Source organism: Streptomyces sp. NBC_01477 (genome assembly GCF_036227245.1).
Classification (GTDB): Bacteria; Actinomycetota; Actinomycetes; order Streptomycetales; family Streptomycetaceae; genus Actinacidiphila.
In genome coordinates this window covers 2,381,516-2,405,238 of sequence record NZ_CP109445.1, presented here as the reverse complement: position 1 = coordinate 2,405,238, position 23,723 = coordinate 2,381,516, and the positions used below count along the sequence as shown (strand labels likewise).

Below are 23,723 nucleotides of genomic sequence, written 5' to 3'. Positions count from 1 at the left end.
GCGAATGTCCGAGATTCAGCGAGGGAAGCGGAGCGTCAAGGTGCAGCGCTGGCGGGGCTTGGATGACGTTCCCGGTGACTGGGGACGCTGCGTCGTCACCATCGGCTCCTACGACGGCGTCCACCGGGGCCACCAGCTGATCATGGGCCGGGCGGTGGAGCGGGCACGGGAACTGGGGCTGCCGTCGGTGGTCGTGACCTTCGACCCGCACCCGAGCGAGGTCGTCAGGCCCGGCAGCCACCCGCCGCTGCTGTCGGCCCACCACCACCGCGCGGAGCTGGTCGCCGCGCTCGGCGTGGACGCGCTGCTGATCATCCCCTTCACCAGCGAATTCTCGAAGCAGTCGCCGAGCGAGTTCGTCCGTACGGTGCTGGTGGACGGCCTGCACGCCAAGCTCGTGGTGGAGGGCCCGAGCTTCCGCTTCGGCCACAAGGCCGCCGGTGACGTGGACTTCCTGTCGGCGCTCGGGCTGAAGTACGACTACGACCTGGAGGTCGTGGACCTCTTCATGCGCGGTGAGGCGGGCGGCGGTGAGCCGTTCTCCTCCAGCCTGACCCGGCGGCTGATCGGCGCCGGCGATGTCGCGGGCGCCGCGGAGGTGCTGGGCCGGCCGCACCGGGTCGAGGGCGTGGTCGTCCGCGGCGCGCAGCGCGGCCGGGAGCTGGGCTATCCCACGGCCAACGTCGAGACACTGCCGCACACCGCCATCCCCGCCGACGGCGTCTACGCGGGCTGGCTGCACGTCGCTGACGAGGCCATGCCCGCGGCGATCTCGGTCGGCACCAACCCGACCTTCGACGGCACCTCACGAACCGTCGAGGCCTACGCCATCGACCGGGTCGACCTGGACCTCTACGGCCTGCACGTGGCCGTGGACTTCCTCGCGTATCTGCGGGGGATGGAGAAGTTCGACACGATCGAGGCGCTGCTCGAACGGATGGCCGACGATGTGAAGCGGGCCAGGGACCTGGTCGTGGCGGCCCCGCAGCCGACCCGCTCCGACGGCTGACCCGGTTCCGTTGACGCGTCCGGCCCAGGTCCTGGACCTCGTCGTGGACGGCCTCCGTGTCCGGCGACGCCCGAGGACCGGCCGGGTCCCGTAAGGAGAGGACCGCCGCCCGGACGCGTTCGCGCAACTCCCGTGTGGCCAGGACGCGGTGATCGCCGCCGACAGCTCCTCGGGCAGCGCGTTCTTCCTGCGGCGGCCCGTACACCCCGAGGGCCGCCGCCGTGGAGACCCACGACGGCGGCCCGGTGGCCACCCTGGTGCTCGTACGGGCCGCGGGCCCTACTGCGGGGGCGGCGGGTAGCCGTAGCCCTGCTGCTCCGGCTGCTGGGGCACCGGCCAGCCCTGCTGCGGCTGGGGTGCCTGCGGCTGCGGCGACTGCGGCTGGAAGGGCTGCGCCTGCTGCGGCCCGCCGGGACCGCCCTGCTGATACGGCTGCGGGGCCTGCGGCGGGGCGCCGTACTGCGCGGGCGGTGCCTGGCCCGGCTGCACGGGCTGGCCGTAGGGCGGCTGAGGCGGCTGCGCGGGCGGGCTGGGCTGTCCTGGCCACAGGGGCTGAGCGGGTTGCCCCGGCTGGCCCTGCGCCGGGTAGCCGGCCGGGGCGGCGCCGTACGGCCCGGGCATCGGCGGTGCCTGGTGCGGCGGCTGGTGCTGGCCGTCCGCCGTCCAGAGGCCCTGCGCCTGCTGGGCGCGGACGAAGTCCTCGGCGACCATCGCGGAGAGGTGGAAGTACGCCTCCCTGGTCTTCGGCCGCATCATGTCGAGGTCCACCTCGGCGCCCGCCGCCAGGTGCTCGTCGAACGGCACGACCTGCACCCCGCGGCAGCGGGTTTGGAAGTGCGACACGATGTCCTCGACCTTGATCATCTTCCCGGTCTCGCGGACCCCGGAGATCACCGTGATACTGCGTGCCACCAGGTCGGCGTAGCCGTGCGCCGACAGCCAGTCCAGCGTCGTACTGGCGCTGGAGGCGCCGTCCACCGACGGCGTCGAGACGATGATCAGCTGGTCGGCCAGATCCAGCACCCCGCGCATCGCGCTGTAGAGCAGACCTGTGCCCGAGTCGGTGAGGATCACCGGATACTGCCGGCCGAGCACATCGATCGCGCGCCGGTAGTCCTCGTCGCTGAACGCCGTCGAGACCGCGGGGTCCACGTCGTTCGCGATGATCTCCAGGCCGGACGGCGCCTGCGAGGTGAAGCGGCGGATGTCCATGTAGCTGTTCAGATACGGGATCGCCTGCACCAGGTCGCGGATCGTCGCGCCGGTCTCCCTGCGGACCCGGCGGCCGAGCGTGCCCGCGTCGGGGTTCGCGTCGATCGCCAGGATCTTGTCCTGCCGCTCGCTGGCGAGGGTCGAACCCAGTGCGGTCGTGGTCGTCGTCTTGCCGACGCCGCCCTTGAGGCTGATCACCGCGATCCGGTAGCACGACAGCACCGGCGTACGGATCAGCTCCAGCTTCCGCTGCCGCTCCGCCTCCTCCTTCTTGCCGCCGATCCTGAACCGGCTCGGCTGCGCGTTCGCGCCCGGCTTCCTCGGCTTCGGCTGATTGCGCAGCAGCCGGTCCGACGACAGCTCCACGGCGGCGGTGTAGCCCAGCGGGGCGCCGCCCTGCGTGGTGCGCTGCCGCTGATCGGGCGTCACCGTCGGCCAGCCGCCGGACCGCGGGTCCACAGGACCCGGCTGCGCGGCGGGGGCCGCCGGGTCGCCGCCCTGCGCGCCGTGCCCGCCCTGCCGCGGATCGACCCCGTGGCCCTGCGGCGGCTGTTGCTGCGGCGGGGCGTACGGCGCCGGCAGGTTCTGCGCCGGCTGCTGCTGCGGGAAGCCGTATCCGCCCTGCGCGGGCAGTGGTGGCAGCGGTCCCGCCGCCTCGGGCTCCGCGCTCACGGGCTGCGGGTACCCGGGCTGCGGCGGCGGCGGAAAACCGTAACCCCCTTGCGGAGGCGGCGTCCTGTTCTCCACCGGCGGCGGCGGCTGCTGCTGCGGCGGCAGGCCGGTCGGCACGGCGCCGTGGCCTTGCGGCGGTTGGGGGGGCTGCTGCTGGGGGAAGCCGTAACCGCCCTGACCGCCCTGCGGTGGCGCGGGCGGCTGCGGGAAGCCGTATCCGCCCTGCGGATTGGCCTGGAAAGGCGCGGCGGGTGCCGCGGGCGGGTTCGGTGCGGCGGGCGGGAAGCCGTATCCGCCCTGCGGCCGGGGCTGGGTCGGCGCCGGCGGCTCGGGGGCGGGGAATCCGGCACCCGGGTACTGGACCGGCGCGGCGGGCACGGGCGGGGGATAGGCGGCGGCCGGTCCCTGCGGCGGAACGGCCGGAACGACCGGCGGCGCAACGGGGGAAGGGAAGGACTGGGAGCTCTCCGGGGTCGGATACTGCGGTTCCGCGCGCTCGAAGTGCGGCGGCAGCGGCGGCACCGCGCTCTGCGGCGCCGCCGGCGCCCATGGCGCGGGCTCGGCAATGGGCGGCGTCTGCGGAAGCGGCGCCCACGCGGCCGGCGGCCCTGCGGCGGGCGCATTTTCGGGAACGGCGTCCTGCGGCGGCGCCTGCTCCGGCCCGGCGTCCTCCGGCTCGGGCCGCACCTCCTGCGCGGCCGCCGCTATGGGCGCGGCCTCCTCGGGCACTTCGGCTGCCTGCTGCGGCGGACGCGGGTCCGCCTGTGCGACGTCCTCGATCCGCACGCCGGCCCGCTCCTCGATCTCCTGCCGCAGCGCGGCGGGGGAGAACCGTACGGTCTCGCGGCCCACCAGGTCGCCGCGCGACTCCGGACCGTCCGCTTCCTCCGCCACCGGCCGGGCTTCCGGCGCGGCCTCGGGCGCGGTTTTCGGCTCCGGAGCCGGCTCGGGGGCCGGGGCAGCGGCGGCGGGCTCGGCCGCGGCGGAGGCGGGCTCGGCGGGCTCGGCCGCTGCGGGCGAGACCGGGGTGCCGGACCACGCGGGGCGCTCGGCCGGGGCGCTCGGCGCCTCGGCCGCCTGCGGCGCGGCGGGCACCGACCACGGCGCCCCGCCGGCCAACGGCGCGGCCCCTGCCGCGGGTTCCTCCGGTGTGCGCGGCGGCGGCACCTCCCACACCGGCACCCGTGCCGTCACGTCCTCGGCCGCCGGTCCGCCCGGCTCCGGCGCGGCCGGGGCCTCCGGCGCCGCAGGAACCGGCGCCTGGGCGGGCGCGTGCTGCGGCGGCTGCGGCACCGCCGTGGCCGCGTTCTCGTCGCCGCTCCCGCTGCCGTTCTGCATGTACCAGGCCGGCGGAGTGAAATCGAAGCGGTACTCGCCCGTCACGTCGCCTTCGGCCGGTTCCTCGACAGGGGCGGCCCCGCCCGCGCGGTTGTCGTCCCGATCGCTGTTCACTGTGCCTCCCGGTCTGCGTCGGGGAGCTTCCTGTAGCCGGCTCCCCGCCCCGTGCGCCGCAGGGCAAGTGCCCTTTCGCCACTGTCCTGCCGCTCTCGACGGACAGCCTAATCGCCGGGGGACGTCCGCCGTCAGGCCGTCCGGTTGCGCTCAGCTCATTCCCACGCCGTCGCGTCCCGCCGACCGGTGCGGATGCGCCTTCTGCCACCCGGCGCGATGTGGCCCGACACGGCTGTCCCCCCGCACCCTGGCGACGGTGCGGCCCTCCCCACACTACGACCCGCCGTGGCTCCCCGTACCCCCGAAGCCCGCCTTCTCCGTCGCAAGACGTACCCCTGCGGGGGCGTGCGACATTGCGCGGCCGAACCACGGCCGAACCGCGGCCGACGCAATGGTGACGCCGCGACAGCACGTGGTGCGGCGTGGGGAAGCCGGGGCGTTCCGGCTCAGTCCATGCGACGGGCCTCCCCCAGGAGGCCCACCTCCGCGTCGGTCGGCTGGAGCAGCACGAACTGCCGGTGCTGCGGGGTGCCCCAGAGCATGACGCCGTCGCCGAGCGCGGGCAGCGCCGCCGCCTCCTCGCGGGTCAGCCGCAGCACCTTCGCCAGGATCTCCGCCTCCGGCGGGGAGACCCGCTGGATGCCCACGAGCCCTGCCTCGCCCAGCAGCCTGGGCGCCTGCGGGCCGAGGAAGGGCAGCAGCGTCAGCACCGCCTGCCACGGCGCCTTCGCGAGGCGGCTGCGCGGCGGATAGGTGCCGCAGTCCCGTACGACCAGCACCGGGCTGGACACGGTCGGCCCCTGGGAGGGGAGTTCCTTCACGTCGTGCACCGTCATGCACTGCTGGCCGCCGCCCGCGGCCTGCGCCAGCGGCGTCCAGACCTGCGGGCGGGCCGACTCGACCGCGACCCGCGCCCCGGTGCCGACCGCGCGCAGCGCCAGCACCTGGGCGGTCCACACGCTGCCGATCACCACGACGTCCAGCTGCGCGGGCCGGAAGAGGCCGAGGACCGCGGGGTTGCCGGCCTCGTCGATGCCCGCCACCACCCCGTCGTCGCCCAACGGCAGCGACATGGTGTCGAGCTGGCTCGCCGACAGGCCGTGCAGGTCCCGCCGCGGGCCGCGCAACCCGAATCCCGGCCTGGCGCTGCGGCGCTGCCGGGGCACGGACGGGTCAGGGTCGCCGCCCGGCCGCATCCCTGTGCGCGGCCCCTGGTGCATGGGCTGACCGGTCATCAGCTGGTCCCTCCCAGCGGCAGTGTGGCCAGCACACCCGGCAGCTGCTCGCGGTCGAGCCGCACCAGCCCCACCTTGTGCTGGCGCGCCACCCGCTCCAATTCCCGGCGTGCCGAGGTGAGCTGGCGGTCGTCGCGGGCCGTTATCCGTACGTACGCGCTCAGCGCCGGGCTCCGCCCGGTGCCGCGGCTCAGCGTCAGGGCGAAGCTTCCGGCCATCGCGGGCACCGCGGTAAGGGCGGTGACCGTACGGGCGGTGGGCAGTGCTCCGCCGCCCTGCGGCCAGCGCCCCACCCAGTACGTGGTGTGCCAGCGGTCGTCGCAGCGCCAGGCGCGGCTGCGCTCCAACGTCCTGCGCTGACCGGTGCCGATCCGCCCGGCCAGCGCCGTCGCCAGCGGATTGACGCCCGCCGACGTGGCCAGCGCGGCGGTCAGCTCCTCCTCGTCCAGCACCGACGCCTCGAAACCGGCCCCCGCCAGCCTGCTGGCCACATGGTCCGCCGCTCGCAGCACCGCACGCTGGGCGCCGCCGAGCCCCCCGCCGCGGGCCAGCACCGCCTCGGGACACAGTTCGGGGTCCAGTTTCAGCGCCACCCAGGTCACCCGGATCGCCGGCGTCCCGTACTGCGCCTGCAACGGCCCGTACGACACCGCCGCCACCGCCTGCGGCGGCAGGTGCGGCGCGGGGGCGGGCTGGACGTGCTGCACGACCTGGACGGACGCCAGCGCTATGTCGTCGATCTCCAAGGCGTCGTAGAGCAGCCCCAGCGGCATCGGCCTGGCCGTACGCAGCGGTTCGTCCCGCGACTGCACCAGCAGCACCGCCGTCAGGAACGTACCGTCGCCCACCATCCCGACGCTGCGGTCCCGCCGCCGCCCGGAGAAGGTGTACGTGCGCAGCGCCGGATCGCATTCGGTGATCGGCGCCAGCGCCGGGTCGATGAGCCCCGAAGCCGCGGCAATTGCCGCGCCGCCCGGTGTCCCCGGCTCCCGCGCGGCCTCCCTGGCCGCCTCGCGCTGCCTGCGCCGCATCGCCATCACGCTGGTCAGCCACTCGGGCAGCGGCCTGCCCCGCCGACGTACCACGGCCGCGGCCACCAGCACGGCCGCCACCACCGAACAGGGCACCAGCACCGCACGTCCGGCCGCCGCGCCGATCAGCACCAGGGCCGCGGCCACCTCGACCAGGGCCAGCTGATGCAGGCGGAGTACGCCTATCCGCCCGGGGCGCGAACTCAGATGCAGCGCGGCCGGCGCGGGGCCCTGCCTGCGATCACGGCGTGCTGTGCTTGCGGTGGTCATCCCCCTGCGCCCTCCGTCGTGCGGCGTCATGATGTCCGCTCACCGTACCGGTGTCGTAGTACATGAGGCGCACCCGGCATAGTAAGGGGACCGACCCTGCCAACGCGATGGCACGGTGCCTGGCGGCAGCGGGTCCGACCGGACGTCACCCGGGGGGAAAACGGAACGATGGCCTCACGCAAGGAACAGCTCAACGCCTACACCTTCGCGCGCAAGCGCGTGGTGGCGGCCTTTCTCCAGCCCAGCCCAGCCGGCTCAGACGAAGGAGCCCCGCGGCCGCTGCGCACGCTCGTCCCCGGCATCGTCATCGGCGCGGTACTGCTGGCGGGCTTCGGCGCCTGGGGGCTGATCAGCCCCTCCGTGCCGCACGGCTGGGACGAGCCGGGCAAGCACGTGATCGTCGCCGACGAGTCCACCACGCGTTACGTCGTGCTGAACGACGCCGACAGCCACAAGCCCGTGCTGCATCCGGTGCTGAACATGGCGTCGGCGCGGCTGCTGCTCGACCCCGGGTCCTACGACGTCATCAAGGTCAAGGAGTCCGTGCTCGACCACAGCGGGCTCAAGCACGGCGCCACCATAGGGATCCCCTACGCGCCCGACCGGCTGCCCAGCGCCGACGACGCTGCCAAGGCCAAGGTCTGGGCGGTCTGCGACCGGCCCGGCGGCGGCACCAGCCACACCGTCCAGCAGGCGGTGTTCGTGCTCGGCGGCGACGAAGCCGCCGCCATGGGCGGCCCGTCCGCGCTCAGCGGCGACCAGGTGCTGTACGTGCAGAACCTGGACGGCGTCAAATACCTCGTCGACCGCGAGGGCACCAAATTCGAACTGGGCGGCCCCGACCCGAAGGCCCGCACCCCGCAGGAGATGAGCCTGCTGCTGCGCACGCTCTTCGGCGAGAACCTGGAGCCGCAGACCGTCTCCGACGCCTGGCTCGCCTCGCTGGACACCGGGACCCCCATCTGGTTCCCGAGACTGACGGGCGCCGGCAGCCCCGCCGACGTGGACGGGGTGCCCGCGGGCCACTCCACGGTCGGTACCGTGCTGGAGGCCACCTCCGCGGCGGGCGACGAGTATTACGTCATCACCAAGGACGGCATCGCACCGATCACCCGGTTCGCCGCGCTGCTGCTGCAGCAGAAGAACAACCAGCCCGACCCGGTGAAGACCAGCATCCCGGTCAGCCGGCAGCCCTCGTTCCTGCCCTCCGACTGGCCGCAGGGCGACCCCAGCCAGGTCAACACGTCGCAGGGCGACTCACCCCGCGACGTCTCCTGCAGCGTCCTGCACGGCGGCGCGACCGCGACGGCCAGGCCGCAGCTCACCCTGTGGGCGGGCAAGGACTACCCCGAGCAGATCGTCGAGGGCGCGACCAGCGCCTACGTCACGCCCGGCAGCGGCCTGCTCTACCAGGAGGTCAGCGGCACCGACACCAGCGGCGGCACACTGTTCCTGGTCACCGACACCGGGCTGCGCTACGCCGTCCAGCGCAACAACGACAGCGCCGCGGCCAACAAGGCGTCCACCTCGAAGCAGGAGACCGACCAGGCCGCGGTCCGGCTCGGATACCCGGACGTCAAGCCGATGTCGATCCCGTCCGCCTGGTCCGAACTTCTCCCGAAAGGGCCGGCGCTGGACACGCAGAGTGCGGCACAACCGCAGGGATCCTGATCGCGCCCTTGACGGAGAAATGGGTAAACTGGTGTCAGGTGGTGTCTGTGGCCACCGGTGTCACGGGGGAGGGACGACGTTCGGATGGAAGCACCAGTAGGTGGCGCAGTAGGCAGTCTGCACGTTGCGCTGGAGGATCTGCGCAGCTTCAAGACGCGCGTGGACGGGTTGCTCGACGAGCTGGACGGTTCGCTCGTCGCACCCACGAAGATCGGTCAGGAGCGGGTCAAGTCCGCCCAGATCGGCACCGGTTTCGCCGAGGCCAACGACCTGATGAAGGCGTACAGCTACGTCCACGGCCAGCTCGAACAGCTCTCGCAGACGCTGGCCAACCAGATCGAGGCGATGAGTCTGTCGCTGCACATCGGGCACTCGACCTTCAGGAACGTCGACCTCGGCACCCAGCGCAAGCTCCTCGACCTCAACGACGAGATCGTCCAGGCGTACAACCCGAAGCTCGACCCGAACGCGGCGAAGACGAACCCCGTGGCGCATCCCGCCAGCGATACCTCCGGGGCGAACGGCTCCAACGGCAAGGGCGGTTCGACGGCGGGCAGCGGGGGCGTCGGATGACCGGCCGCCGCACGGACGACGACGGAACGGAAGACGGGGGCAGGACATGACCGGCACGTCAGGGAGCACTCCCGGGGGCGGGTTGTTCGACAACGTGGTGAGGACGATCGAGAAGGCGCTCGACTTCTCCCGCACGGACTTCGAGTCGTTCTCGCACGAGGCGATGCTGGACATGGTCCAGCACGCCGACCCCGAGGCACTCGCCGGCTTCGGCGACCGCCTCACCACGGCCGTCACCAAGATCAACCAGATCGGCACCGACCTCAACGACCACATCGCGTACGTGGACTGGGAGGGCACGTCGGGCGCGGCCTTCAAGGAGTGGGGCAAGAACGTCGCCAAGTCCACGCTGGCGCTGGGCGACTACGCCGACTCCACCGGCAAGGCGCTGACGGCCGCCGCCGACACGCTGCGCACGGTCAAGCGCGACATCCCGAAGGTGCCGGCCGGCCCGAAGGCCACGTACGCCGCCCTGCACGCCGACCCGACGGCCCGCCACGACCCCGAAGGCCAGAAGGCCATCTCGCAGGCCCACACGCAGCTGGAGACCGCCCGCATCCAGGCGGCGGACCAGATGCACAAGCTGGCGCAGTCGTACTCGTTCTCGGCGGCGATCATCAACAACGCGCAGCCGCCGACGTATCCGCCGATGCCGGCGACGTTCGTGCCGCCGCCGGACGCGCGGGCAATCGACCCGTCGCACTACAGCTCGGCGACGGGTTCACCCGCCCCGTACACATCGAACGCCAGCGGCAGCTCGAAGCATTCGGTGAAGCCCGCCGAGCACAGCGAACTGCAGAAGGTCTCGGTCAGCGACGGCCTGTCGCACGTGTCCTCGACGGGTCAGCCGGTCGCGACGGCGCCGGACAACACCGCGCCGCCGGTCACGCAGATCCAGTCGGCGGGTCCGCTGACTCCGGTCGCACCGACCCAGCCGGGCCCGCTGGCGCCGAACTCCGGCGGTGGTGGCGGCGGTCCCATTCTCAGCGGGCCGAACCTCGGCAACACGTTCCAGCCGATCCCCAACCAGAACCAGCAGTTCGGCGGCACCGGACCCACGCTGCCGAACCAGCTGCGGAATGTCGAGCCGGTCAACACGGCCAGTGGGCCGCGCGGCGCGAACGGCACTTTCAACCCCCGGAACATGACGGGATCGCCCGCCGAGGAGATCGGCGCCGCACCGCCCATGCGGCGGAGCACGACCAACGGAATCTACGGCGGCCGCCCGACGAGCGAGCCGGAGATGTTCGGTGGCCGTGCGCAGGGCCAGGTGCCCCGAGGCAGCGTCATCGGCGGCCGGGGAGCCGCCGCGCGGATGCCTGCCGCTGGTATGGCGGAGGGCGGCAGCCCCGGTATGGGTGGCCGCAATGCCATGAACCGTGGCAGCGCAGGCCGGTTGGCGAGTGAGCCGGGCGGAGTCGTGGGCCGGACACCGGCCGGCGAGTTCGCGCCGGGCTCCACCCGCTCCGACCGTGACCGGCGTCGCAATAACCGCCGTCCCGATCACCTGATCGAAGAGGACGACTGGATCCCGACCCGAGACGATGTCGCACCGCCCGTGATCGACTGACTCAACGGCGACCCGACCGAGCCGTACCGCGAGGAGAAGAGCGATGAAACGCCGGGCACGTACCTGGGTACCACGTGCCCTGGCTGTCGTCGCCGCAAGTGGCGCCCTGGTGCTTGGCATCGGGGCGCTGCCCGCGCAGGCGCAGACGGTGCGTCAAATGCAGTGGCACGTCGACGCGATGCGCCTGTCGGAAGCCTGGAAGATCAGCAAGGGCGCAGGTGTCACCGTCGCGGTGATCGACACCGGTGTCGATCGGACGATTCCGGATCTGAAGGGTCAGGTGCTCGACGGGAAGAGCTTCACTTATCCCGTCGATTCGCCCTACGACGACAAGATCGGCCACGGCACCGGCATGTCCAGCCTCATCGCCGGTACGGGAGCCGCGGACGGCGGAACCGGGGCCATCGGTGTGGCTCCCGAGGCCAAGATCCTTCCGATCAGGATCCTCAACGATCCGCGCGACACCAATGAGGCGGCAAGCGCGGAGTCATTCACACTTGAGCTCGACAAAGCACTGCGGTATGCGGCCGACAGTCAGGCCAGGGTTATCAACATCTCTCAGGCTGTGCCTGCCAGTTCGCTGCGGCCCGAGGACATCGCGGGTCTGCAGGACGCCGTCGACTATGCGAGATCCAAGGGCAAACTGATCATCGCCGGATCCGGCAACTCCGGCGAGCACGGCAGCCCGGTGCAATACCCCGCCGCCAGCCGCGGTGTTGTCGGCGCGGGCGCATTGGACCGCGGCGGCAAAGCGCTGGCGCTGTCCAATAAAGGCCCGGAAGTTGATATCTCCGCGGTCGGCGACAACATCTCGAAGGCCTGCCCGAGCGGGATCCGGCCGAACTGTGTGAACACCAGCAGCGGCACCAGTGACGCCTCCGCCCTCACCTCCGGTTCCGCCGCCCTCCTCTGGTCCGCTCACCCCACCTGGACCGCCAACCAGGTGCTGCGGGTCCTGCTGAACACCGCGTCGAAGCCCACCGACGGCGCGGAGCGGAACGACTCGATCGGCTACGGCGCGGTGCGGCCGCGGGTGGCCCTCCAGACGCCGGGGGACCCCGGGCCCGCCGACGTCTACCCGTTGGCCGAGCACGAGGGCTGGCAGCAGTCGGCGCAGCCGTCCCCGACGCCGACGTCCGGCGCCGCCGGAACCGCCGCGCCGGCCCCGTCGTCCTCCACCTCGCAGAAGGCCGTGGCCACGGGCTCCGGCGGAGGCGGCAGTTCGACGCCGTGGATCGCCGCCGGCGCGGCCGTCGTGGTGCTCGCTGCGGGCGGTACGGCGCTGGCGGTACGCAGTCGGCGCCGACGTACGGCCGCGCCGGCTTTTGTGGCGCAACCGCTACAACCGCCACTGCCACCGCAGCAACAGCCGCCGTATGGTGGATACCGGCCGCCTCCACCGCCGCCGCCCTACTAGGCCACCACGAGGGCCTGAGGGCACAACTCGGAGCGAAGGGTTCCCTGTTGGGATCGACAGGTGTTGTGGCTAGAGTGAGCGGGTAACGTATTCGCCCGCGACGACGTACACGCGATTGCATGGGGGAGGGCAGAATCCATGACTGCCGGAATGAAAGTCACAGCGGCTTCGCTGGCCAAGCTGGAATCCGACATCACCGACATGGTCGGCTCGATGGACCGTCAGGTGAAGGCGCTTCAGACGGTGATCGACAACCTCGAAGGCCACTGGCGGGGTATCGGCGCCAACGCCTTCAACTCGCAGCAGAGCCTGATCAATGAGGACCACCGCGTACTGGCGATCCTGCTCAACAAGATCAAGGAAGCCGTGCACGACACCAACCTCACCTCGGGCTCGACCGATGAGGATGTCCTTCAGGACATGAAGAGCATCGACATCAACGGCAGCGCCGCGGGCAGCGGCATCGCCGGCCTCTGACGACCACGCCACGAGCCGTACCACTCACTTCCATGGGGGACACACATGTCTGATCCCGGTGAACTCAAGGTCACATACTCCTCGCTGGACGAGGCCGCCGGCGCGATCAAGCAGCAGGCCGGCCAGCTGGAGGCCGACCTGGACAACCTGCTGACCCGCGTCCGCGCCGTCGCCGCGTACTGGGAGGGCGACGCGCAGACCGCCTTCCACGCGGTCGCCAACGAGTGGGGCAACCGTACGCACCACATGCACGACGTGCTGGAGTCGATCGCCAGCAAGGTGCAGATCGCGAGCGGTCACTACAACGCGGCCGACAAGAAGGCCGCGTCGTACTTCGGCTGACACTGACCGGCCGTGCGGCCGACCCGGACCGGCCGGCCGTCACGGCCGACCGGCGGGTCGGCGACAGGCCTGCCCATCGGGGCGTACGGGCCGAGGAGAGGCGTCGTGAGGGTTGCAGGGCCGCCGCGTCGGCGTGCGGCGTCCGTGGCGGCTGCCGCCGCGGCACTGGCCGCGCTGTTGCCGGGAGTGATCCTGGGCACGGCGGCATCCGCGACCGCCTCTCCTGTCCGGCCTGATTCGCCGCGGGCCGCCCAGCCGCTGGACGGCGACGGGCAGTGCACATTCCCCGCGCCGAACGTGAAGCAGATGCCCTGGTCGTTGCAGCGCATGCTGGTGAACCAGCTGTGGCAGAGCACCAAGGGCAAGGGCGTCAAGGTCGCGGTGATCGACTCCGGGGTGGACGTCAGGAATCCCCAGCTGGCCGGGGCGGTGGACCGCCAGGACAGCGTCGACCTGATCGACGCCAAGAGCCGCGGCATCGTCGACCCGGTCGGGCACGGCACCGAGGTCGCCGGCATCATCGCGGCCCGCCAGTCGCCCTCCACCGGCTTTGTGGGCCTGGCGCCCGAGGCGACGATCATCTCGATCCGGCAGGCGAGCGAGGACGGCACCGGCACTGTGCCCCACCTGGTGACGGCGTTGCAGAAGGCTGTCGCCGCCCACGCCAAGGTCATCAACATCTCGCAGGACACGCCGCGCGGCACACCCGAGCTGGAGAGCGCCATCAAGGCGGCCCTGCAGGCCGACGTGGTGATCGTCGCCTCCGCGGGCAACGACGGCGGCGACGGCAAGGCGCGCACCACCTATCCCGGCGGCTACGCGGGAGTGCTGGCGGTCGGCGCCTCGGACCGCAACAACGAACGCGCCTCCTTCTCCCAGGCGGGCGACTTCGTCGGCGTCGCCGCGCCCGGAGTGGACATGCTGTCCACCGTTCCCGGCGGCGGCCAGTGCGTGGACAACGGCACGAGTTTCGCCGCGCCATATGTCGCCGGTGTCGCGGCGCTGATCAGGGCCAAGCACCCGAAGTGGACCGCGCCGCAGGTCGTCGCGCAGATCGAGCAGACCGCGCAGCGCACCTCGCTCGGCCACAACTCCCTGGTCGGCTGGGGCGTCGTGGACCCGGTCCGCGCCCTCACCGACGACGGGAAGCCGATCGACGCGCCCACGCCCGACCCCGGAGTGCTCAAGGGCCAGGACCGGGTCGTGCCAGCCGCGCTGACCTTCGGCGACCCCGCCCGGCAGCGGCAGAAGCGCATCGCCGCGTATGTCGTGAGCGGGATGGCGGTGGCGCTGCTGCTGATCACCGGTACGACGGTGGCGCTGCGCGACCGCAGGCGCCGCTCCTGACCCGCCGGGCCCGCCCGAAGGCAGACTTCCCCGCGTGCCGGGAACGGCGCCCGCAGACGCGCGTGTACGGCCCTCAGCGGTACCGATTCCTCAGCGGTACTGAATCAGGTGCAGCGACCGCAGGCCTTCGCTCTCCAGCTCCGCCGGGGCGTCCCGTGCCGTGTCGATGAGCACCAGACCGGTCGGGGTCTGCGCGGCGATGCACAGCAGTCCCACCGACTCCCGGCCGCGCCGGTCGTTCCTGCGCACCCACACCACGGACCGCGAGCCCTGCGGCATGCCCATCACCTCGGCCAGCACGGTCTGCCAGTCGGTGAAGTCGGTGACCGACAGCACCGCGCCGAGCGGGGTCATCGTCGGCTCGAACCATGCCGCGGGGCCCGGCTCGGGCGGCAGCGGGAAGTCGTCGACGCCCGGCTGCGCGCCCTGGTCCCAGCGGTCCAGCCAGCCCCACGGGTCGGAGTTCGGCAGCCCGAACGGCACCGAGCCGTCCTTCGGCACCACCAGTGCCGCGTCCAGCATCGCGTGCTGCGGATGGCCGTCGGCCAGGAAGGCGCGGGTGTTGCACGCGAAGAGCCAGCCGCGGGCCGTCTCGTCGGCGGGGGAGGGGTCCACCAGGGCGACCTGGCCGCCGTGCACATGGTCGAGCCACGCCTCGGCGGCGCGTACCGCGGCCGGCAGATCGGCGGCGCCGCGCCCGGCGCGGACGGCGGCGGGCGGCGCGGACGGCGGCGGTATCCGGGCCAGGACGATCTCGCGGACGTTCTCGGTCTCCAGCCGGGCGAGCCGCTGGGCCTGCGGGTCGAGCAGCGCGACCCGGCCGTCCTTGTTGTGCGCGTAGAGCAGATGGCCGGTCGCTTCGGCGCCGTGCAGTTCACGGCGCACCCAGACCACGCCCGCGGTGCCGGGCCCCGGCTCGCCGACCGCGGCGATCACCGTGTCCCAGTCCGGGCACGGGCCGACCTCGGCCGTGGGGAAGTAGCGCAGCAGGAAGTCGTCCCACCAGGTGGCGCCCTCGTGCGAGGACTGCCAGGGCAGCGCCGTCGCGGGCGCTCCGCCGGCGGTCGCGTGCGCCGCGAGCACCGCGCCCCTGGCGTTGGTCCTGCGGGCCTGTGCGGCGGGTTCCCTGGGCCGCGGGTCGCGTTCGAAGTCGGCCAGGTCGCCCCACGGGTCGTCGGTGGCCGGGTGGAAGGGCGGCATGCCGTTCTTCGGCACGCACACCAGCGACGTCAGTATCGGCGCGGGCGCGGCGGCGCCGGCCACCGGCAGCGACGCGGTGCTGAAGACCCAGGTCTGCGGGGTCTCGGCGACCGGCGTGCGCGCCAGCTCCATCGGGACGTCGTAGGCGGCGCCGAGCCATTCCCTGGCCAGCAGATACGCGTCGGTCATGTGCTCACGCCCCGGCCGGCGGCGTGCCGGTCCACACGGTGCCGAAGGCGCGCGGGTCGGTGAGCCGGCTCAGCCGCTCGGGCCACACGCCGTCCTCGCACCATGCCAGGCCCTCCTCGGCGGTCAGCGCGCTGGGCGTGAAGTCGATCAGCGAGCCGTCCTTGAAGACCACGAGCTGGCGCACCATCGGCGCCTGGGTGAAGTCCCCGGTGTCGATGTGCTCCTGCGAGTCGAAGGCCACGGTCCACGCCAGCCGGTGCTCCGCCGTGCCCGCGGGCTCGATCACGATGGTCGGCGGTCCGTCGCCGTACCTGTCCCGAAGGAACGCCCTGGCGGCGGCGAGCGCCTCCTCCTCGGTCATCACAGCTGCACCTTTCTTCGTTGTTCCGCGCCGTGCGCGGGTTTCGGACGGGGGCGGACGGGGGCGCCAAGCGGTCTGACGGGGTCGGGCTGTGCCGGACGGGTGTCGGACCGACCAGGCTACTTGTACGGCATGTATCTGATCGACACGCCGGACTCCAGGTTGGCGAGGCGGCCGGTCTGCCCGTCGAGGAAGACCACGCCGTTGCCGTCCTTGACGACGTTGAAGACATGCGCGGTGCCGCCGGTCTGGCGGCCGATGTAGACGACGCCGCGCGATCCCTCGCCCCGCGCGTTCATGTCCTTGATGATGTCGTCGTAGCTGCCGACGTCCTCCCACTTGGCGCCGGGATTGCCCAGCCTGGAGGGGCTGGGCCACTGGGGCGACTGCAGCGGGGTGGCCTTGGAGGGCATGCCGTCGAGGCGCTCGTTGACCGCCTCCACGTTCTTCGAGCAGTTCTGGGTGTAGCCGGGCTTGCCGGTCTCGTTGACGTCCTTGAGCCACGGGTATTCGTCGTGCAGGAATTTCGCTTCCTCGGCCGGGGTCATCGAACCCTGGTGGAAGGCCTCGCTCTTGACGTCGGAGGTGGCCCTGGCGAGGCCCTTCCACTTGCTGCCGCTCTGCGCGGCGTCCTTCGCGGCCTGCTCCGCGGCGTCCTTGCCCGCACCCGCGACGCCCGCCTTGGCGCCCGCGCTGCCGCCGTCGGTGGCCAGGGCCATGATGATGTTGCCGACCAGCCGGCCGCCCGCCTCGTCGCCGTCCGAGCCCCATCCGCTGCCGAGCAGGATGCCGGGCAGCCGCTCGGGGTGCGCGGTCATGTCCACCAGGCCGGCGGCCGTGGAATTGAGGTGGGTCAGGTACTGCGCCGGGTGGGTGAGGTTGTACGGGTCCATCGGGTTCAGGCCGCGGACGAACTTCAGCATGTCCGTGCCGCTGCGTATGAGGCCGCCCGCGAAATGCTCCATCCGGACCGGCGTCGCCTTGAGGAAGTCGCCGCCGTCGCCCTTCATCCGGTCGGTGAAATCCGGCTTCGCCGGCGCGAGCGCGGTGGCGGCGCGGACCTTGGCCTCCGCCTCGCCCGCGACCGTGTCGCGCTGCTTGCGGGCCGAGTTGAGGATGTCCTTGGCGTGGTTCTTGTCGGCGGCGCCGGGGTCGACGAAGGCGTCGGGAGCCACCGGGGGCTTGCCGGGGTCGTCGTTGCCGTCCACCAGTTCCTTGTAGCCGGCCAGGTCCTTGTTGTACTGGTCGACCTTGGTGTTGTACGCCGCCGCGGCCTTCTTCCGCGCCTCGGTGCCCTGCTTCCACAGCCGGACGGCCTCCTTGGCCTGGCCCTGCGCCCAGTCCACGGTGAAGGCGTAGTGCTCCAGCGCGTCCGAGGCGTCCTGGCAGGCGGTCGCGGCCTTGGCCCACTTCGGCGGCTGCGAGGCGAACTTCGCTGTGAAGGCGTCGGCGCCCGAGCCCTCCCAGCTGCCGGGGTCGAGGTGGGTCAGACCGGTGTGGCCGGTGTCGAAGGCGGAGTGGAAGCGGCTGAGATGGCCGGAGACCTCGCGGATCTTCGCCGAGTCGCCGTGCACCAGTTCCTTGGGCTCCTCGCTCTGGCCGAGCTGCTGCTCGTCGACGTGCGCGCCCAGGTCGTCGGCGATCGCGTCGCCGTGGTCCTCGACCCAGTCCGCCGCGTCGTGCAGGCCGACGTGGTCGAGTCCGTCACCGACGAAATGGGCTCCGTCGTCGATCAGTTCGCCGGCCTTCTGCTTGGCTTTGCCGAGCAGTTTCTCGCCACCGTCGCCGATCTTGTTGATCAGACTGCCGAGACCCATCAGCCCACCCCCGCGGTGCTGTTCTGCGGCGCCGGTCGGTGGCCGGTCCGCCTGTGACTGTGCTGCTGCTGTGGCTCATCTTCTCAGGTTTCGGCCACGAGTTGCATCCTCGGGACCCGAACGGCCAGGCCAGGCGGGGCGACAGGGCGGGCGGGAACGGACGTTTCCGGCCTTCCGGTTCCGCCGTCGCGGTTCTTCCCCCGCCCGCTTCGCGCTCCGCGCCCAAGGCCGGGCGGCGGGCGCGGGCGCGGCCCAGTGGCTGCGGCTGCCGCCGGGGGCGCCGGTGGTTTTCGGCCCTCCCCTCGTCGCCGCGGCGGGGCGCAGGCGCGGGCGGCCCGGTGAGGTTGTTGCTGCTCGGCTGCCGGGTGCCGAGCCGGTCGGCGATCGGGTCACCGGTGTCCCCGGCCCGGGCCGCCGCATTGCGCGGCCGTTCGCCGCCGTCGCCGATCACGTCGACCGGCGGCGGCGAGGCCCGTCAGCCGCCGGTGCCGCCGCCCTGCGCCTGCTGCTGCGCGCGTTCCTCGGGGGTCGGGCCGTAGACCTGGTCGAGCGACTGGTCGTACTCGTCCTTGTGCCCGCTGAGCGTCGCCGCGGTCTCCAGCGGGATCGACCGGCTCATGTCGTGGGCGGTGTCCTTCCAGGTCTGCCCCATGTCGGACAGCGCCTGCTGGGAGGACTTCGCGCTGTAGTCCGGGTGCAGGAAGTCGTTGACCGGGTTGTCGGACCCGATCTGACTCCACGACATGTTCTCCTCCTGCTCCTCCGTCAGGTTCGGATTGCCGATGTCGGAGGCCACGACCACCTTGAGCGTCTTCATCGCGTACTGGTCCATCTCGTAGTACGTGCCCGCCGCGAGGCCCAGCCGCTGGGCGATCTGGTCGGCGTCCTGGACGATGGTCCGCACGCCCCACTCCCAGCGGTCGCAGAAGCCGTCGAAGGCCGAGGTGAGCCCGGAGTGCCCGGTCTGCATGCCGCTCAGCTTGAGGTTGGAGAAGCCGCGGCCGACGTCGGCCGCCGCCTCCTGGCCCATCGTCTGCAATTCGTGGATGACGCCGTTGAGCCCGGCCGCCGTCTGCGCCAGCGCTGTTTCGGTGACGTTGTAACCGCCGCCGCCCCCGCTGCCTCCGGTCATCGTTCCTCCCCGTTCACCGCCACGGCATCCACCGCGGCCTCGTCAGGTACCACACCCGCCACCGGCGGGAAGATCATGGGCAGCCGGCCCGCGACGTCCAGCGCGACCCCGGCCGGCTCGCCGACCGCGGGCACCACCTCGTCCAGCAGCCGCCACCCGTAAACCGTCACATAGTCCACGTCCGACGAGCCGTCCGCGCCGCGCGCCACCGCGAAGCGCGCCAGCTCGGTGTCGTCGGAGAAGGCGTACACCCAGTGCACACCGCCGAGGCTCGTCGCCCACAGGTCGCCGTCACCAAGTGTCGGGACCATCACCAGGCTCGCCCGGAAGGCGTCGAGCAGCGCGTCGGGGTCGCCGTTTCCGGCGTGCAGATCGGCCAGTTCGGACGCGAGCGCGGCATGCGCGCCCTCCTGGGCGCTCGGCAGCATCCCGAAGGCCGCCGCCACCGGCACCGGCGCGCTGCCGGCCGCGCCGTCCACCAGGTCCGTCAGCCGCGACCACGCCGGGTGCGGCCGCGGGGCGTCGGCGCCCGGCCCGGCGCCCGGCGCGTCCTGGCCCTCGCGGCCGGTGTGGCCGTCCGCGCCGGTCCCGTCCGGCGGTGTGTCACCGCCGGAACCGTACAACCGGTCCCACTCCGACGTCATGATCGTGCCCCCATCGCCGGTGCGGCCGCAGGTCGGCGGCCGCACTCATCCGGCAAAAAACCTAGCAGGCGGCGTGGCCGGCGGACTTGCGTGCGCCCGCCGCCCCGTCACCCCTCGGGAGTCCAGGCCAGCTGCACCAGCCGACTGCCGCCGCGCCGCGCCGCGAAGATCGCCCGCCCCGGCGGCATCTGCCGCGGCCTGACCGTGCCCATCAGCTCGCCCTCGTTCGGGTCGCCCGAGAGCACCAGGCCCTGCGCGCCGAGTTCCTTGGCCCGCTGCATGAACGGCTCGTACATCGAGCGCCCCGCACCGCCGCTGCTGCGGGCGATGATGAAGCGCACCCCGACGTCACGCGCGAAGGGCAGGCTGTCGGCGAGCTGCGCCATCGGATTGCTGCCCGCCGCGACCAGTTCGTAGTCGTCGATGAGCACGAACAGCTGCGGGCCGCTCCACCAGCTGCGGTCGCGCAGTTGCCGCGGGGTGACGTCCGGGCCCGGCGCGCGCCGCTCGACCAGCTTCTGCACCTCGGTCATGTGCGTCTCCATGGCCGCAGACGCCGCAATGTACTCCAGCACATGGCTCTCGGGCAGCGAGCCCAGCAGGGTGCGCCGGTAGTCGCCGACGACCAGCGTGGCCTCCTGGGGGGTGTAGCGCCGGCTGAGCTGCCGGGCGATGTGCCGCAGCGCGGCCGTCTTGCCCGACTCGCTGTCGCCGAAGACGATCAGCACCGGATCGGTCTCGAAGTTCACGAACACCGGCGCGAGCGCCGTCTCGTCGATGCCGATCGCGACCCCGCGCTCCGGGTGGCGCGCACCGTCGGGCACCTGCTCGGCGGTCAGCATCGTCGGCAGCATCCGGATGGCGGGCGCCTGCGTACCGCGCCACGCCGAGTTGACCGCCTCCACCAGGGCGGCGCCGCCCTCGGTGAGGTCCGCCGACGACGAACTGCCGTCGATCCGCGGCAGACCCGCCATGAAGTGCAGGTGCGCCGGCGTGATGCCGCGGCCCGGCACCCCGGCCGGCACGTTCGCGGCGACCTTGCGGTTGATCTCGGAGTCCATGACGTCGCCGAGCCGCAGTTCGAGCCGGTTCAGCAACTGGTCCTTGAGCGCGGCCCTGACCTCCATGTAACGCGACGCCGTGAGCACCACGTGCACACCGAAGCCCAGACCGCGGGCGGCGATGTCGGCGACGACCGGCTCCAGCCGCTCGTTGTCCTGCTTGAACGCGCCCCACCCGTCGATCAGCAGGAAGACGTCGCCCCAGCGCTCGTCGGGCAGTTCACCGGTCGCCCGCAGCCTGCGGTACGAGGCCACCGTGTCGATGCCGCGGCTGCGGAAGACCTCCTCGCGGCGGGCCAGCACCCCCGCGACCTCGGCGATCGCACGGCGTACCCGGTCCGGTTCCAGCCGCCCGGCGACACCGCCCACATGGGCCAGGCCGTCCACCGCCCGCAGCGCGCCGCCGCCGAAGTCCAGGCAGTAGAACTGCACCTCGTCCGGCGTGTGGGTCAGCGCGAACGACGTCACCAGGGTGCGCAGCAGCGTCGACTTGCCGCTGCGCGGGCCGCCGACGATCAGGCCGTGGCCCGCCGCGCCGCTGAAGTCCAGCGTCAGCGGGTCGCGGCGCTGCTCGAACGGCTTGTCCACGATGCCGAGCGGCGCCTGCAGCGCGCCCAGCGGCACCCCGCTGGTCACCTGCAGACCGCGGTCCGCGGACACCGCCAGCGGCATCAGCCGGTCCAGACTGGGCGCCTCGTCCAGCGGCGGCAGCCACACCTGGTGCGCCTCGGGACCGCGGCCCTCAAGGCGGCGGACCAGGACGTCGAGGACGGTGTCGGCCACGGCGTCGTCGCGCTGCGCCGCCACCGGCCGCGCCGCCGGCGCGCTCATCGGCACGGGCGCCGCGGTGAAGGGAGCGGCCCGGCGGCCGCTCTGCGCGCCCCCGTCGGCCTCCGCCGCCCTGCCCCTGCGGTGCGCCCCCGACACGTACGCGGCCTTGAACCGCACCATCGTGTCGGTGCCGAACTTCAGATAACCCGAACCCGGCACGGACGGCAGGTGGTAGGCGTCCGGTACGCCGAGCGCGGCGCGCGACTCGGAGGCGGAGAAGGTCCGCAGACCGATGCGGTACGACAGATACGTGTCCAGGCCGCGCAGCCTGCCCTCCTCAAGGCGCTGCGAGGCCAGCAGCAGATGCACACCGAGCGACCGGCCGATCCGGCCGATCTGGATGAACATGTCGATGAATTCCGGCTTCGCGGTGAGCAGTTCGCTGAACTCGTCGATGACCAGCACGAGTGACGCCAGCGGTTCGAGGGCGGCGCCCGCGGTCCTGGCCCGCTCGTAGTCGTGGATGTTGGCGTAGTTGCCGGTGGACTTCAGCAGTTCCTGGCGGCGCTGCAGCTCACCGGTTATCGAGTCGCGCATCCGGTCGACCAGTGTCAGGTCGTCCGCGAGGTTGGTGATGACCGCCGAGACGTGCGGCATCTCGCTCATGCCGGCGAAGGTCGCACCGCCCTTGAAGTCGGCGAGCACGAAATTCAGCGATTCCGAGGAATGGGTGACGGCGAGTCCGAGCACCAGCGTGCGCAGCAGTTCCGACTTGCCGGAACCGGTGGCGCCCACGCACAGCCCGTGCGGCCCCATGCCCTCCTGCGCGGCCTCCTTGAGGTCGAGGAAGACCGGCTCGCCGTCCTCGCCCACCCCGATCGGCACCCGCAGCCGCTCGTGCTGGGTGCGCGGCGTCCAGCCGCGGGCCACGTCGAAGGACGAGGCCTCGCCGATGCCCATCAGGTCGGTGAAGTCCAGGTTGGACAGCAGCGGTTCGTCCTCGCCGCCGTCGGCGGGCCGCAGCGGCGCCAGCTGCCGGGCCAGCGACTCGGCCTCGATCGCGCTCAGCCGGTCCGGAGTGCCGCCGTAGGCACCCCCGGCCGCCGACCGCAGCAGCATCTCCTCGGCCGAGCAGCGCAGCCACAGGTCGCCGCGCGGCTCACCGGTCTCCCCGGGCGCCATCTCCACCACGGTCACGCCCAGCAGGCCCTCACCGGTGGCCAGCACCGACGTCGCGGGGACCGTACCGCCGTCCACGAAGACCACCAGGTGTGGCTGGTCGAGCAGCGGTGTCGTGTCGCGCTGGAAGCGCGGCCGGTCCTCCAGCCGGTCGTGCAGCAGCTCCTCCAGCTCGCCCACGTCGCCCACCACCAGCCGCCGGGTGCCCGCCCCGTCCAGCTCGGCCGGGGACTGCGTGTGCGGCAGCCACTTGATCCACTCCCACTCGCGCAGCGCGGAAGGCGAGGCGGCCACGCACAGCACCAGGTCCGCCGGCGAGTGCAGCGTCGACAGCTGCGCGATCATCGCCCGCGCCTGCCCGTAGACCGCCTCGGGCTCGCCGGTCAGCGCGACATGCGAGAAGGCCCGCAGCGACACCGCGAGCGGCAGCGCCTCGACCGTGCCGTAGGCAGCGATGAAGCGCTGCATGGCGTGCGCGGTGAGCGGTTCGAGCTGGTCCACGGGGGCGGTGTCGGGCGCCACCAGCGGGGTGGCCAATTGCTGCGGGGCGAGACCGACCCGCACCTGGCCGAAGTCGTCGTCTCCCGGGCGGCGTTCCCAGACCCGCCTGCCCTCGGCGGCCAGCGCCCACAGCTGGTCGGGCGCGGGATGGGTGTAGAGCTGGCTGCTGCGCTGCTGGTCGGCCACCTTGCGGGCCTTGCGGCGCTGCTGCGCGAGGTATTTGAGGTAATCGCGGCGGCTGTCGGCCATATGCCCGCTGGCGCCCTGACGGGTACGCACCACCTGCGCTATCGCCATCGCCACCATCGAGGTGAGCATCAGCCCACCCATCACCTTCATGATCGGCTGAGATCCGGGCATGAAGAAATAAGCCGCCGAGCCGCCCATGGCGAGCATGGGCAGCAGCATCATCATCACGCCCTGGTCCTGGCCGCGTTGCAGTTCGGGCGGTGACGCCAGCTCAAGCTCCTCCGACGGCACCTCCGGCGGGAATGCCCGCGCCGGACGCTTGACGATGACCGAACTCACTGATGTGCTCGCCCCCCGGGATCATCGACCCGTTGTGACTGGTAATTTGTTGCAGATACTAC

At 72.4% G+C, this 23,723-nt stretch carries 17 protein-coding genes; 8 read left to right on the top strand and 9 right to left on the bottom strand.

The genetic code is table 11. The annotated features are described in order from the left end of the window. The first annotated feature begins 40 nt into the window (after positions 1-40). Positions 41-1,009 carry a bifunctional riboflavin kinase/FAD synthetase gene (locus tag OHA86_RS09505; protein ID WP_329182339.1) on the top strand — a complete coding sequence of 323 codons (969 nt, stop codon included), beginning with the start codon at positions 41-43 and terminating at the stop codon, positions 1,007-1,009. Positions 1,010-1,288: 279 nt separating this feature from the next. On the opposite strand, the gene OHA86_RS09500 is transcribed toward OHA86_RS09505, so the two are convergent. From OHA86_RS09500 to eccE, 3 genes are all read right to left on the bottom strand, one after another. Further along, positions 1,289-4,345: an SCO5717 family growth-regulating ATPase gene (locus tag OHA86_RS09500; protein WP_329174114.1), complete on the bottom strand. Its 3,057-nt coding sequence runs from the start codon at positions 4,343-4,345 to the stop codon at positions 1,289-1,291. Positions 4,346-4,791: 446 nt separating this feature from the next. Continuing rightward, positions 4,792-5,580 carry a hypothetical protein gene (locus OHA86_RS09495; RefSeq protein WP_443071680.1) on the bottom strand — a complete coding sequence of 263 codons (789 nt, stop codon included), beginning with the start codon at positions 5,578-5,580 and terminating at the stop codon, positions 4,792-4,794. After that, positions 5,580-6,881, bottom strand: a complete 1,302-nt coding sequence (eccE, locus tag OHA86_RS09490; protein WP_329174112.1) for a type VII secretion protein EccE — start codon at positions 6,879-6,881, stop codon at positions 5,580-5,582. The genes OHA86_RS09495 and eccE overlap by 1 nt, the downstream gene beginning before the upstream one ends. A 168-nt stretch (positions 6,882-7,049) precedes the next feature. Here eccE and eccB point away from each other — a divergent pair, with 168 nt between their 5' ends. The 7 genes from eccB to mycP (OHA86_RS09455) all read left to right on the top strand — a co-directional run bounded on the left by eccB (position 7,050) and on the right by mycP (OHA86_RS09455) (position 14,278). After that, entirely contained in the window at positions 7,050-8,552 is a 1,503-nt protein-coding gene (gene eccB / locus OHA86_RS09485; protein WP_329174110.1) for a type VII secretion protein EccB, read from the top strand. Between the two features lie 84 nt (positions 8,553-8,636). After that, positions 8,637-9,125 (top strand): hypothetical protein, encoded by a 489-nt coding sequence (locus OHA86_RS09480; RefSeq protein ID WP_329174108.1) that lies wholly within the window; start codon positions 8,637-8,639, stop codon positions 9,123-9,125. Between the two features lie 46 nt (positions 9,126-9,171). Further along, complete coding sequence (locus tag OHA86_RS09475; RefSeq protein ID WP_329174106.1) at positions 9,172-10,695, top strand: WXG100 family type VII secretion target; 1,524 nt, start codon at positions 9,172-9,174, stop codon at positions 10,693-10,695. A 43-nt stretch (positions 10,696-10,738) separates the two neighbouring features. Next, the gene (gene mycP, locus OHA86_RS09470; RefSeq protein WP_329174104.1) at positions 10,739-12,112 is read left to right on the top strand and encodes a type VII secretion-associated serine protease mycosin; all 1,374 of its coding nucleotides are present in this window, start codon (positions 10,739-10,741) and stop codon (positions 12,110-12,112) included. Between the two features lie 150 nt (positions 12,113-12,262). Next, positions 12,263-12,589, top strand: a complete 327-nt coding sequence (locus tag OHA86_RS09465; RefSeq protein ID WP_329174101.1) for a WXG100 family type VII secretion target — start codon at positions 12,263-12,265, stop codon at positions 12,587-12,589. A gap of 45 nt (positions 12,590-12,634) precedes the next feature. Beyond that, a complete protein-coding gene (locus OHA86_RS09460) occupies positions 12,635-12,931 on the top strand; it encodes a WXG100 family type VII secretion target (protein ID WP_329174100.1) in 297 nt (98 codons plus the stop codon). Between the two features lie 105 nt (positions 12,932-13,036). Further along, positions 13,037-14,278, top strand: coding sequence for a type VII secretion-associated serine protease mycosin (mycP, locus tag OHA86_RS09455; RefSeq protein ID WP_329174098.1), 1,242 nt, complete (start codon positions 13,037-13,039; stop codon positions 14,276-14,278). Between the two features lie 90 nt (positions 14,279-14,368). Here mycP (OHA86_RS09455) and OHA86_RS09450 read toward each other — a convergent pair whose 3' ends face one another. The 6 genes from OHA86_RS09450 to eccCa all read right to left on the bottom strand — a co-directional run bounded on the left by OHA86_RS09450 (position 14,369) and on the right by eccCa (position 23,661). Continuing rightward, on the bottom strand, positions 14,369-15,667 hold the full coding sequence (locus tag OHA86_RS09450; RefSeq protein ID WP_329174096.1) for a YrhB domain-containing protein: 1,299 nt from the start codon (positions 15,665-15,667) through the stop codon (positions 14,369-14,371). 4 nt (positions 15,668-15,671) lie between these two features. Further along, positions 15,672-16,028 (bottom strand): YrhB domain-containing protein, encoded by a 357-nt coding sequence (locus tag OHA86_RS09445; protein ID WP_329174094.1) that lies wholly within the window; start codon positions 16,026-16,028, stop codon positions 15,672-15,674. 119 nt (positions 16,029-16,147) lie between these two features. Beyond that, entirely contained in the window at positions 16,148-17,845 is a 1,698-nt protein-coding gene (locus OHA86_RS09440; protein ID WP_329174092.1) for a putative T7SS-secreted protein, read from the bottom strand. A gap of 475 nt (positions 17,846-18,320) precedes the next feature. Further along, on the bottom strand, positions 18,321-18,977 hold the full coding sequence (locus tag OHA86_RS09435) for a hypothetical protein (protein ID WP_329174090.1): 657 nt from the start codon (positions 18,975-18,977) through the stop codon (positions 18,321-18,323). Then, a complete protein-coding gene (locus tag OHA86_RS09430) occupies positions 18,974-19,621 on the bottom strand; it encodes a hypothetical protein (protein ID WP_329174088.1) in 648 nt (215 codons plus the stop codon). The genes OHA86_RS09435 and OHA86_RS09430 overlap by 4 nt, the downstream gene beginning before the upstream one ends. Before the next feature lie 107 nt (positions 19,622-19,728). Next, positions 19,729-23,661 carry a type VII secretion protein EccCa gene (gene eccCa / locus OHA86_RS09425; protein ID WP_329174086.1) on the bottom strand — a complete coding sequence of 1,311 codons (3,933 nt, stop codon included), beginning with the start codon at positions 23,659-23,661 and terminating at the stop codon, positions 19,729-19,731. Positions 23,662-23,723 lie beyond the last annotated feature (62 nt).

What these genes read in the sequence shown, in the direction of transcription:
- OHA86_RS09440 (WP_329174092.1), bottom strand. Translation starts at nt 17,845, where the DNA reads ATGGGTCTCGGCAGTCTGATCAACAAGATCGGCGACGGTGGCGAGAAA.
- eccE (WP_329174112.1), bottom strand. Translation starts at nt 6,881, where the DNA reads ATGACCACCGCAAGCACAGCACGCCGTGATCGCAGGCAGGGCCCCGCG.
- OHA86_RS09480 (WP_329174108.1), top strand. Translation starts at nt 8,637, where the DNA reads ATGGAAGCACCAGTAGGTGGCGCAGTAGGCAGTCTGCACGTTGCGCTG.
- mycP (WP_329174104.1), top strand. Translation starts at nt 10,739, where the DNA reads ATGAAACGCCGGGCACGTACCTGGGTACCACGTGCCCTGGCTGTCGTC.
- OHA86_RS09445 (WP_329174094.1), bottom strand. Translation starts at nt 16,028, where the DNA reads ATGACCGAGGAGGAGGCGCTCGCCGCCGCCAGGGCGTTCCTTCGGGAC.
- OHA86_RS09450 (WP_329174096.1), bottom strand. Translation starts at nt 15,667, where the DNA reads ATGACCGACGCGTATCTGCTGGCCAGGGAATGGCTCGGCGCCGCCTAC.
- OHA86_RS09430 (WP_329174088.1), bottom strand. Translation starts at nt 19,621, where the DNA reads ATGACGTCGGAGTGGGACCGGTTGTACGGTTCCGGCGGTGACACACCG.
- eccB (WP_329174110.1), top strand. Translation starts at nt 7,050, where the DNA reads ATGGCCTCACGCAAGGAACAGCTCAACGCCTACACCTTCGCGCGCAAG.
- OHA86_RS09460 (WP_329174100.1), top strand. Translation starts at nt 12,635, where the DNA reads ATGTCTGATCCCGGTGAACTCAAGGTCACATACTCCTCGCTGGACGAG.
- OHA86_RS09475 (WP_329174106.1), top strand. Translation starts at nt 9,172, where the DNA reads ATGACCGGCACGTCAGGGAGCACTCCCGGGGGCGGGTTGTTCGACAAC.
- OHA86_RS09495 (WP_443071680.1), bottom strand. Translation starts at nt 5,580, where the DNA reads ATGACCGGTCAGCCCATGCACCAGGGGCCGCGCACAGGGATGCGGCCG.
- OHA86_RS09435 (WP_329174090.1), bottom strand. Translation starts at nt 18,977, where the DNA reads ATGACCGGAGGCAGCGGGGGCGGCGGCGGTTACAACGTCACCGAAACA.
- OHA86_RS09465 (WP_329174101.1), top strand. Translation starts at nt 12,263, where the DNA reads ATGAAAGTCACAGCGGCTTCGCTGGCCAAGCTGGAATCCGACATCACC.